The sequence below is a fragment of the Mycobacterium attenuatum genome, from assembly GCF_900566085.1.
In the GTDB taxonomy this organism is placed as follows: Bacteria; Actinomycetota; Actinomycetes; order Mycobacteriales; family Mycobacteriaceae; genus Mycobacterium; species Mycobacterium attenuatum.
Genome location: NZ_UPHT01000035.1, coordinates 1 through 10,531 on the forward strand (window position 1 = coordinate 1; position 10,531 = coordinate 10,531).

General features: G+C 68.8%; 10 protein-coding genes. 6 read left to right on the forward strand and 4 right to left on the reverse strand.

Going from position 1 to position 10,531, the window contains the following annotated elements:
• Together EET13_RS05760 and EET13_RS05765 are read right to left on the reverse strand one after the other, a co-directional pair.
• A partial coding sequence (locus tag EET13_RS05760; protein WP_136623114.1) for a PE family protein occupies nucleotides 1-672 on the reverse strand: 672 nt, incomplete at its 3' end.
• 135 nt (nucleotides 673-807) lie between these two features.
• A complete protein-coding gene (locus EET13_RS05765) occupies nucleotides 808-1,272 on the reverse strand; it encodes a tRNA (cytidine(34)-2'-O)-methyltransferase (protein ID WP_122441395.1) in 465 nt (154 codons plus the stop codon).
• 248 nt (nucleotides 1,273-1,520) lie between these two features.
• On the opposite strand from EET13_RS05765, the gene EET13_RS05770 reads away from it, so the two are divergent.
• Nucleotides 1,521-2,552: a helix-turn-helix transcriptional regulator gene (locus EET13_RS05770; RefSeq protein ID WP_244603782.1), complete on the forward strand. Its 1,032-nt coding sequence runs from the start codon at nucleotides 1,521-1,523 to the stop codon at nucleotides 2,550-2,552.
• 36 nt (nucleotides 2,553-2,588) lie between these two features.
• Here EET13_RS05770 and EET13_RS05775 read toward each other — a convergent pair whose 3' ends face one another.
• Nucleotides 2,589-3,257, reverse strand: coding sequence for a GAF and ANTAR domain-containing protein (locus EET13_RS05775; protein ID WP_122441390.1), 669 nt, complete (start codon nucleotides 3,255-3,257; stop codon nucleotides 2,589-2,591).
• 511 nt (nucleotides 3,258-3,768) lie between these two features.
• Between EET13_RS05775 and EET13_RS05780 the strand changes: the two genes are divergently transcribed.
• From EET13_RS05780 to EET13_RS05800, 5 genes are read left to right on the forward strand one after another with little or no spacing between them, the layout of a single operon-like run.
• The gene (locus EET13_RS05780) at nucleotides 3,769-6,519 is read left to right on the forward strand and encodes a sensor histidine kinase (protein WP_122441397.1); all 2,751 of its coding nucleotides are present in this window, start codon (nucleotides 3,769-3,771) and stop codon (nucleotides 6,517-6,519) included.
• Complete coding sequence (locus EET13_RS05785; protein ID WP_122441391.1) at nucleotides 6,516-6,947, forward strand: serine protease inhibitor; 432 nt, start codon at nucleotides 6,516-6,518, stop codon at nucleotides 6,945-6,947. The genes EET13_RS05780 and EET13_RS05785 overlap by 4 nt, the downstream gene beginning before the upstream one ends.
• Nucleotides 6,923-7,297 carry a DUF742 domain-containing protein gene (locus EET13_RS05790; RefSeq protein ID WP_122441392.1) on the forward strand — a complete coding sequence of 125 codons (375 nt, stop codon included), beginning with the start codon at nucleotides 6,923-6,925 and terminating at the stop codon, nucleotides 7,295-7,297. The genes EET13_RS05785 and EET13_RS05790 overlap by 25 nt, the downstream gene beginning before the upstream one ends.
• Nucleotides 7,278-7,862 (forward strand): GTP-binding protein, encoded by a 585-nt coding sequence (locus EET13_RS05795; RefSeq protein WP_122441393.1) that lies wholly within the window; start codon nucleotides 7,278-7,280, stop codon nucleotides 7,860-7,862. Before EET13_RS05790 ends, EET13_RS05795 begins: the two co-directional genes overlap by 20 nt.
• 4 nt (nucleotides 7,863-7,866) lie before the next feature.
• Entirely contained in the window at nucleotides 7,867-8,415 is a 549-nt protein-coding gene (locus EET13_RS05800; RefSeq protein ID WP_122441394.1) for a pentapeptide repeat-containing protein, read from the forward strand.
• Between the two features lie 4 nt (nucleotides 8,416-8,419).
• Here EET13_RS05800 and EET13_RS05805 read toward each other — a convergent pair.
• Nucleotides 8,420-10,531 (reverse strand): ATP-binding cassette domain-containing protein (locus EET13_RS05805; protein ID WP_122441398.1); only part of this gene is annotated, 2,112 nt, incomplete at its 5' end.

Here is a 10,531-nt window from a genome sequence, read left to right on the forward strand (position 1 = left end):
CCACAGCCCGGCGGCGCCGCCCGCCCCCCCATTGCCGCCGCTGCCGCCGGCGACCACCGCATTCCCGCCGGCGCCGCCGTCGCCACCACTGCCGCACAACCAGCCGCCGTGACCGCCGACTCCGCCGGCCGCACCCGCGCCGCCGGCCCCGCCGATGCCACCATTGCCGATCAATCCCGCACTGCCGCCGTTGCCGCCGGCCGTTCCGGCGGTGGCGCTGGCGTTGTAACCGGCGCCGCCGTTGCCGAAGAGCAGGCCGCCCTCTCCTCCGTTGGGGTTGGCTGCGGTACCGGCTGCGCCGTCGCCAATCAACGGCCGTCCGAGCAAGGCTTGAGTGGGCGCATTGATGACCTGCAGTGCGTCTTGCTCCAGGGTCTGCAGCGGGGAGGCGTTGGCCGCCTCGGCATGGGCGTAGGCGCCCGCACCGGCGGTCAATGCCCGCACGAATCGACCGTGAAACGCCGTCATCTGTGCGGCGACCTGTTGGTAGGCCAGCCCGTGTGCGGAAAACAGCGACGCGATGGCCGCCGAGATCTCATCGCCACCGGCGGCCAGCAATCCGGTGGTGCCAAGTGCCGCCGAGGAATTCGCGTTACTGAGCGCCGCGCCGAAGCCGGCCACTTTCGCCGCTGCCGCACCGACCGCATCGGGGATCGCCACCACGTAAGACATCGCTGTCCTTTCGGGCCACCACTGCGAAATCCGCCCTAGTTGACCGTATTGCCGTCCCGGCCGGCCGGGACGGGGTTTGTCGTGAGATCACAGTCGATTCGCAGGCGACGGGCGCCTGACTCACAGGAAGCGGCGTCAGCGGGCTCCGCAATAGCTATGCTGCCGCCACGCCTCGTACACGGCCACTGCCGCGGCGTTGGACAGGTTCAGCGAACGCCGGCCCGCCAGCATGGGGATGCGCACCTGCTCGGTGATGTGTGAGTCGGCCAGGGCCGCTTCGTCCAGCCCGGTGGGCTCCGGCCCGAACATCAGCACATCCCCGGCGCGGTAGCGGACGGCGGAAAACGGCGTCGTGGCCTGGGCCGTGAAGGCGAACACCCGCGCTGGCAGCACCGCGTCCCACGCCGCCGACAGCGATGCATGGACGGTGACCGACGCCAGATCGTGGTAGTCGAGCCCGGCGCGGCGAAGCTTGGGCTCGGACAGGTCAAAGCCCAGCGGCTCCACCAGGTGCAGTTCGCAGCCGGTTGCGGCGGCGGTGCGGATGGCGTTTCCCGTATTCGGCGCAATACGGGGGGAAACAAACATCAGCCTGAACACCACGCCATCCTCTCAGCGCAGGAGCCCACCTTGCGGCGGCTGGATCCACTTCCCGCCGATTAGCCGATTAGCCGATAAGCCGATAAGCCGATAAGCGGCGCGATCGCCGCCAGCCACAGGCGACCAACCGCCGGTACGGTTGAGTAGTAGGCAGTATCAGCAGCCGCGCCATATCGGATGCAGGGGGCCCGGGCCGCGTGAGCGTGGCCGTAACGGTGACTTGACCGCCGCGGCGAAGGGGCGAAGAAGTGCGGTGCGAGATCTCGATTTCGGCGGGACCGGCGGCCCGGGCCAAGCCGTCGTTTCGTCAACGGGCGCGCCGTGCGACACACGATCTCGATTTCGACAGCAGCGATGTCGCTGAGACTGAGCATTTTCTCGCCCGGGCCTACACCAGGATGCGTATCAACGGCGACGGCGGGCACTGCCGGGCCCGTATCCGGCGGCGTTGCCTGGGCGCGGTGAGCTTGGACGAGCTGGCGTTCAGTTACGACATGAGCTACGACGCGAACCCGTTGGGGAAGGTCTTGCTCTGCTGGGTCCGTAGCGGCCGGATCGAAGAGAACTTCATCGGCGAACCGCAGCACGTGTTCGGTCCCGGTGAGCTCGCCCTGATCGGCCCGCCGGAGCTGCCCCATTCGGGGCGGATCCGTCAGGCCCGCTACCAGCTGACCGGGTTCGATCCCGCCTTGCTGGATCGCGTGGCGGCCAGCGCCCCGGACGGGGCCGACGAGCCGGTCCGCCTGACCGGCCATCGACCGGTCACGGCTGCGGCTGGCAACAGGCTTAGCGCCTTTGTCGACTATCTGCGCGACCACGTTCTCGCCGACCCGGGCGCTTGCTCGTCGCCACTGGTCATCGAGACCGCGGCAGCGCACCTGGCCGTCGCCGCCCTCAATGCGTTTCCCCGCACCGCGTTGCTCGACCCCACCGCGACCGACCGGCGCGACTCGGCCCAGCCGGTCTTGCTGCGCCGGGCCATCGCCTTCATCGAGGAAAACGCCCACAAAGACGTCGCCTTGACCGACATCGCCGCCCATGTCTACGTGACCCCGCGCGCCCTGCAATACATGTTCCGCCAGCGTCTGGACTGCACTCCGATGCAGTACCTTCGCCGGGTCCGGCTGGAACGGGCTCATCGGGAGCTGATGAGTTCCTCCCCGGCGACCGCCACGGTCAAGCAGGTCGCCAATCGATGGGGTTTTACCCACATCGGCAGGTTCGCCATCTACTACCGGCAGGCCTACGGCCGCCCACCCCACGCCAGCCTGCGAACTTGAGACCGGCGGCCGCGCTTGGCGGCCCGGTTCGTCGCGCTAGCGGTGGTTGAGCTCGATCAGCTTCTCGGCGATCTCGACGATCTTGGTGTTGGATTCCTGGGACAGCCGGCGCAGCAGTTCGAAAGCGGCCACCCCGTTGATGTCGAACCGTTCCATCAGGATGCCCTTGGCCTGCCCGATCAGATCGCGGCTGGCCAACGCGCTGCGAAATTGCTGCTGGCGGCGGATCAGGTTCCAGACCACGGTGGTGTGAGCGGCGAAAACCAGTCCCAGCTCGATCGATTCGTCGTCGAAGGCCCGGGCGGGCTCCGCGTAGAAGTTCAGGGCGGCCAGTGCGTTGTTGCCGCCGAACAGCCGGAACGACATGATCGAGCGCACCGGAGTGCGCTCCAGCGCGGCGATGCGATAGCGCGGCCAGCGCCCCTCGGTCGCCAGATCGTCGATGCGGATGGTGTGCTGCTCCCAGGCTGCCGACAGGCACGGCCCTTCCCGGAATTCGCGCTGCACGTCGTCGAGCAAGGACGGGTAGCGGTGCGTGGCAGCCAGGGTCGTGATGGACCCGGACGTGTCGACGACGGTGACGCCGAGGTACTGAGCGCCGGGCACCGAGGCCACGGTGATCGCGTTGATGTCGCGCAGCGCCGACTCGAAATCCGTTTCGCCCCGGCGCTGCAACTCGTCGACCTCGCTGAGCACCGTGTACATGTGTTGGCGCTCAGGCGACAACGCCGCTTCAGGCCGTCGCGCTGAGCGCGAGCCGGCGCCCTCGCCGCCGCGCATGAATCCGCACCCCCTCCCAACCGGCACCCGGGTATCCACCCTCACGCAGGACTATCCCATCAGCCGACCGGGCCGACAACCGGCGCTACCGACCGCGCAGTGGCAGCAGCGATCTCTAAAACGTTGCAGCACAAAACAATTCGATCGAGAAGACGATGCTGCTTCGTATCCCGGATTGCTGTCCACCACGCAGTCTTCGCATTACGGACAACCATCGTTGCTCGGGTGCGTTGCCCCGGACGTTATCTGCTCAGTAACAATTGTGGAGGCCTCGGCTTTGTTCACAGGTGAGCCTGTCATACTCGTCGGATTGCCAGGCGTTTGCGTTGGCTCCCAGCTGCCGGGGCGGGCGGAACAAGGCAGGAAGTTTGATGAGTCTTCGGTCTCTGCGAGCGCGACGAATCAGGGGTGCGGCCGGTTGCCCGGCCGCGACAACGTGACCATGTTCGCCCGCCCGACCACCCCGGTCGCGGCGGTCCCCCCCGGCGCGCCCGCTGTCCCCGGCGCCGAGCCCCGGCCCACATCACGCCGGCCGGGAAAGCGCCGCCCGGCGGCCTGGTCGCTGAGCAACTGGCCGGTTGGCTGGAAAGTCGTGGCGATCGCCCTGGTACCGCTGGTGTTGGCGACGGTGTTCGGGCTGTTGCGGGTCGACGCCGCGATGGGCAATTCCGGCAATCTGCGCCTGGTTGCCGCGCGGGCCAACGTGATTCCGGCGATCACCAAGTACATGTCGGCACTGGACGTGGCATTGCTGGCGAGTTCCACGGGACGCGACGTCGAGGGGGCCAAGAAGAACTTCGCGGCCCGCAAGTACGAGCTGCAGACCCGCCTGGCCGACACCGACGTGATCCCCGACGTCCGGTCCGGGGTCAACACCCTGCTCAATGGCGGCCAGGCGTTGCTGGACAAGGTGCTCGACAACAGCATCGGTCTGCGGGAGCGGATCACCACCTACGCGCCGCTGCTGTTGACGGCCGAGGATGCGATCAACGCCTCTGTGCGGGTCGACAGTGAGCAGATCCGTGCCCAGGTTCAAGGCCTGAGCCGCGCCGTCGGGGCCCGCGGGCAGATGACGATGCAGGAGATCCTGGTGACCCGCGGCGCCGATCTGCCTGAGCTGCAATTGCGCACCTCGATGATCACCCTGGCCGGCACCGAACCGTCGACGCTGTTCGGGATGAGCGAAGTACTCGGCGTCGGCTCGCCGGATGCTAAGGATCTTCAGCAGCAGATGCTGACCCGGATGGCGATCATCTCCGATCCGGCCAGCGAGCTGGTCGACAACCCGGAACTGCTGCGTTCGATCAAGGTCACCGACGGGATTGCCGAACAGGTCATCAAGGACGCCACCGCGTCGGTGACGAATTCGGTCCAGGCCCAGGCCGGCGCGCGGCGCGACGCCGCCATCCGCGACGCCGTACTGGTGCTGGCCGCCATCGTCATCGCACTGGCCGTGGTCCTGCTCGTGGCACGAGCGTTGGTCCGGCCGCTGCGAGTACTGCGCGACGGCGCGCTCAAAGTCGCCCACACCGACCTCGAGGGCGAAATCGCCCGGGTGCGAGCCGGCGCCGAGCCGGAGCCAGAACCCCTGGCGGTCTACACCACCGAGGAGATCGGCCAGCTCGCCCATGCGGTCGACGAACTGCACACCCAGGCGCTGCTGCTGGCCGGAGACGAGGCGCGGCTGCGGCTACTGGTCAACGACATGTTCGAAACCATGTCGCGGCGCAGCCGATCGCTGGTCGACCAGCAGCTGTCGCTGATCGACCGGCTCGAACGCAACGAGGAGGACCCCGACCGGCTGGACAGCCTGTTCCGGCTGGATCACCTGGCCGCGCGGCTGCGCCGCAACAGCGCCAACCTGCTGGTCCTGGCCGGCGCGGAGATTTCCCGCGAGCGCCGTGAGTCGGTTCCGTTGTCGACGGTGGTCAGTGCCGCGGTGTCGGAAGTCGAGGATTATCGCCGCGTCGCCGTCGGCGGCGTGGCCGATTGCACGGTGATCGGTGCGGCCGCTGGCGGCGTCATCCACCTGCTGGCCGAGCTGATCGACAACGCGCTGAGCTACTCGCCGCCGACCACGACGGTTCGGGTGTCGGCGGTGCGTGGCAGCGCGGGTGGGGTGCTGCTGCGAATCGCCGACGCCGGCTTGGGCATGACCGACTCCGATCGGCGCATCGCGAACATGCGGCTGCAGGCCGGTGGCGAGGTGACCCCGGACAACGCGCGCCACATGGGTCTTTTCGTGGTGGGCCGGCTGGCGGCCCGCCACGGTATCCGGGTGGGGTTGCGCGGCCCGGCGGCCGGCGAAGGCGGTAACGGCACCACCGCCGAGGTCTACCTGCCCGTTGCCGTGCTGCTGGACGAATCGCCGGCGGCCCAACCGGGCACTCCCGCGCCGCGGACGTTGGTAGTCAAGCCGCCCGCCCCAGAAACTGGCGAAGCTGCGGACCCGCCCGCAGCGGCGCCGTCGTTCCAGAACGGTGCCGACAAGCCGGTGCCGCCGGTGACCTTGCTGCCGCGCCGCAGCCCGGGTTCCAGCGGCATCACCGACATTCCCGCCCGGCCGGGCGGGCAGCAGTCGCGGGGCCGGCGCGAACTGAAAACTCCCTGGTGGGAGACGCGGCACAACACCAGTCAGACCCCGGCCAAGACGGCGGCCACCCCGGCCAACCCGGCTGCCCCGGCCACACCGGCCAAGACGGCGCCCAACCCGGCCAACACCTCGGCGTTCTTCACGCAGCGCGTGGCCGCCGCCCGGGCCAGGCCCGCCGAAGCGGCGCCCACGCCGCCGATGCCGGCCGATCCCAGCGATGACGACGTGATCTACCAGCGGATGCTCTCAGAAATGCTGGGTGACCCGCACGAGCTGGCCCGAAGCCCCGATCTGGATTGGCGGTCGGTGTGGGACCGCGGCTGGTCGGCGGCCGCTGAGGCCCAGGACAAGCCGGTGGATTCGCGTACCGATCACGGCCTGCCGGTGCGCACCCCCGGCGCCCGGCTGGTGCCCGGTGCCGCCGATCCCGAACCCGAGCCCGGCGCCGGACCGCATGCCGCCCGGCAGCCGCGGCAGCCGGCTGCCATGCGCGATCCCGACGCGGTCCGCGCCTCCATCGGCAGCCATTTCGGCGGTGTGCACTCCGGACGGGCGCACGCCCGCACGACCAGTCAGGAACCCGATCAGCGATGAACACTCGTGCGTCGAACGGCCAACTCGACTGGCTGGTGTCGAAGTTCGCCCGCGAAGTGCCCGGTGTGGCACATGCCTTACTGGTGTCGGTCGACGGACTGCCGCTGGCCGCCAGCCAATATCTGCCCCGCGAACGCGCCGACCAACTGGCCGCCGTGGCGTCCGGGCTGGCCAGCCTGGCCACCGGCGCGTCCCAGCTGTTCGAGGGCGGCCAGGTGTTGCAGTCGGTGGTCGAGATGCAAAACGGCTTTCTGCTGCTGATGCGGGTCGGCGACGGCTCACATCTGGCCACCCTGGCGGTGGCCGGATGCGACATCGGGCAGATCGGCTACGAGATGGCCATCCTGGTGGAACGGGTCGGCAGCGTCGTGCAGTCCTCCCGCCGGGCCCAACCCGAGCCGCAATGGACAGACGCGACCCGCCGCTAGCCCGGGCGGAGGCGAGCCTGGTCCGCCCTTACACCCTGACGGCCGGCCGCACCGGCACCCACATCGACCTGCCACTGGAAGCGCCGGTGCAGGCGCTGCCGGCGGGTTCGGCTCACCGATGGCCGCCGCACGACATGCGAGGCAAGATCATCCGGTTATGCCTCGACAGCCCGTCGGTGGCCGAGATCGCCGCCCGGCTGCATTTGCCGGTCGGTGTCGCGCGCGTCTTGGTGGGTGATCTGGTCAGCTCCGATTACCTTCGGGTGCATCGGACCCTGACCGACCGCTCGCCCAGCGATGAGCGCCGCGAACTCATAGGAAGGACGCTGCGTGGCCTCCAAGCACTCTGAGGCGCATCCGCGGGACGCCGCGGCCCATGCCTCCACGAAGATCGTCATCGCGGGCGGATTTGGCGCCGGTAAGACCACATTCGTGGGCGCGGTGTCGGAGATCATGCCGTTGCGCACCGAAGCGATGGTCACCGATGCCTCGGTGGGCGTCGACATGCTCGACGCAACCCCGGAGAAGCAGACCACTACGGTGGCGATGGACTTCGGCCGCATCACCCTGGGCGAGGATCTGGTCCTGTACCTGTTCGGCACCCCGGGCCAGCGCCGGTTCTGGTTCATGTGGGACGACCTGGTGCGCGGTGCCATCGGCGCGATCGTCCTGGTGGACTGCCGTCGTCTGGAAGACAGCTTCGCCGCGGTCGACTTCTTCGAGCACCGCAACCTGCCCTTCCTGGTTGCGGTCAACGAATTCGACGGTGCGCCAAGGTATCCGGCCGCCGAGGTGCGTCAGGCGCTGACGCTGCCGCCGCATATCCCGGTGCTCAGCATCGACGCTCGCAGCCGCCGGTCTGCCACCGACGCGCTCATCGCGGTCAGCGAGTACGCGCTGGCGAGCCTGAGCTGACCGCGTGCCGACCTGGATCGACCGCGAATTCACCGGCGAGGACTTCCGCGACCAGGACCTGAGCCGATTGTGCACCGAGCGCGTCGTGTTCAGCGGATGCGACTTCAGCGGCGTCAACCTGGCCGAGTCGCAGCACCGCGAATCGGCGTTCCGTAATTGCACTTTTGAGCGAACAACGTTGTGGCACAGCATCTTTTGGCAATGCAGCCTGCTGGGTTCGGTGTTCGTGAGCTGCCGGCTGCGGCCACTGAAGTTCGACGAGGTCGATTTCACCCTCGCGGTGCTGGGGGGCAACGACCTGCGCGGTGCCGACCTGAGCGGGTGCCGGCTGCGTGAGACCAGCCTCGTGGAGACCGACCTGCGCAAGGCCGTGTTGCGCGGCGCCGACCTGAGCGGTGCCCGGACCACGGGTACCCGGCTGGAACAGGCCGATCTGCGCGGCGCCACCGTCGATCCGTCATTGTGGCGCACCGCGTCGCTCGCCGGTGCGCGCATCGACGTACCGCAGGCACTGGCGTTCGCGCTGGCCCACGGGTTGCGGCTGGACGCTTGAGGGCTTAACGCTTGAGCCTGATGCGCCACAACACGAAGCCGGCGTAGACCGTAGACAACAGGCCCAGCATCGCCATGTCGAGCAGCCAGGCTCCGGTGGTGTGATGCCAGTGGCTGTCCTTCGGGCTGAACGGGCTTGGTTGCACCGTGTTGAGGTCGATCGTCGAGGCCGACGCCGCGAAGCCCCACCGCGCCGGGGTCAGCCAGGACAGCTGGTCGAGCACCACGCGGTTGGTGACCGGAATGATGCCGCTGGAGAACACCAGCTGCGCCATGATCGCGACCACCAGCAGCGGCAGGATCTGGTCGCTGGAGCGTGCCAGCGCGGACATGCCCATGCCGACGATCGCCGAGGCGAAGCAGGTGGCGGCGACGGCGACAAACAGCTCGAGCGTCGGATTGCCCAGCAGTACGGCTCCCCGGGTAGGAGCGCCCTTGCCGATCACCGCGATGGTGGTCACGATCGCCGCCTGCGCGGTGGCGAACATCGAGAACACCGCGATTTTGGCCAGCAGGTATGCCTGTGTCGACAAGCCGAAAGCTTGCTCACGGTGAAAAATGGGCCGCTCGCCGACCAGGTCGCGGATGGTCAGCGCGGTGCCCATGAACACGGCCCCGACGCACAGCAGAACCAGTATCTGCGCCGGCTCGGCGGGCGTCTTACCGTTCGGGTCGGCCACGCCGAAACCGCTGTGGCCCGGCACCGTCAACGTGAGCAGCCCCAGCATGAACGGCAGCGCGGCCAGAAACACGGTGTACCACCGATCCGAGACCACCAGCCGGACCTGGCGACGCGCGACCGTCGAGAACTGGTGCCACACTTCGACGCGCACCGGCTCGCCCAGGTCCCCGGGCTCGGCCCGCTCCGAGAGCTTCGGCTCCGACCCCCGCTGCGCCAGGAACCGGCGCTTGGCCTCGTCCGGATCGGCGCCCACCCTGACGAAGATGTGGGCCCAGTTGCTGGTCCCCATCACCGAGCCCACCTGGTCGGGCGGGCCGAAGTAGGCGGTCTTGCCCCCGGGCGCCAGCAACAGCAACTGGTCGCACAGGTCCAGGTAGGACACCGAGTGGGTGACCACCACGATCGTGCGACCCGCGTCAGCGAGCTTGCGCAGCATCATCATGACCTGGGAATCCAGCGCCGGGTCCAGGCCGGTGGTCGGCTCGTCGAGAATAAGCAGCGACGGCCCGGTGAGCAGTTCCAGCGCCACCGAGGCGCGTTTGCGCTGCCCGCCCGACAACTTGTCCACCCGGGTGTCGCCGTGCTCGGTCAGCTCGAGTTCCTCGAGCACCTGGGCGACGACCTTGGCCCGGTCGGTTTTGCTGGTGTCCGGTGGCAGGCGCAACTCGGCAGCATAACCCAGCGCCTGATTCACCGTCAGCTGTCGGTGCACTACGTCGTCCTGCGGCACCATCCCGATCCTGCTGCGCAGGGTCGCGTATTCGGCGTGGATATCGTGGCCCTCGAAGGTGATCGAGCCGGAGCTGGGTCGGGTATAGCCGGCGATGAGTCGGGCCAGCGTGGTCTTGCCGGCACCCGACCCGCCGATGATGGCGGTCAGGGTGCCGGGCCGGGCGGCCAGCGAGATGTTGTCGAGCAGCTGCTTGCCGTCGATCTCGAACTGCACCCGGTTGACCTCCAGGCCGCCGGCGGGCGTCCCGGCGCCGGCCTGACGGGTCAGGGTGCCGCCGGAGAACACCAGGTCGATATTGCCGATGGTGACCACGTCGCCTTCGCTGAGCACCGCCGACCCCACCCGCACCCCGTTGACGAACGTGCCGTTGATGCTGCGGGCGTCCCGGATCTCGGTGCCAATGCCCGTTTGGACCAGGAACGCGTGGCGTCGCGACGCCAAGACGTCGGGGACGACGATGTCGTTGTCCTGCGCCCGGCCGATTGTCACTGCACCAGCCAGCCGGTGGTTTCGGCCAGACTCCGGCCACAGCGAGCGAATCACCTTCGTCGCCAGGTTCGAGGTGTCGCGCGAGGCTGCGGGTGGGCGTGACCTCGCGGCATCCGGGGCGATGGATGGCCCCGCCCGGTGCGTGGCCGGCGCAGCCATCTGGGACGGCGGCGGGGGAGGTCCCGGGAGCACCGGGCCGAGCTGGGTCGGCGG

What these genes read in the sequence shown, in the direction of transcription:
- EET13_RS05775 (WP_122441390.1), bottom strand. Translation starts at nt 3,257, where the DNA reads ATGTACACGGTGCTCAGCGAGGTCGACGAGTTGCAGCGCCGGGGCGAA.
- EET13_RS05785 (WP_122441391.1), top strand. Translation starts at nt 6,516, where the DNA reads ATGAACACTCGTGCGTCGAACGGCCAACTCGACTGGCTGGTGTCGAAG.
- EET13_RS05790 (WP_122441392.1), top strand. Translation starts at nt 6,923, where the DNA reads ATGGACAGACGCGACCCGCCGCTAGCCCGGGCGGAGGCGAGCCTGGTC.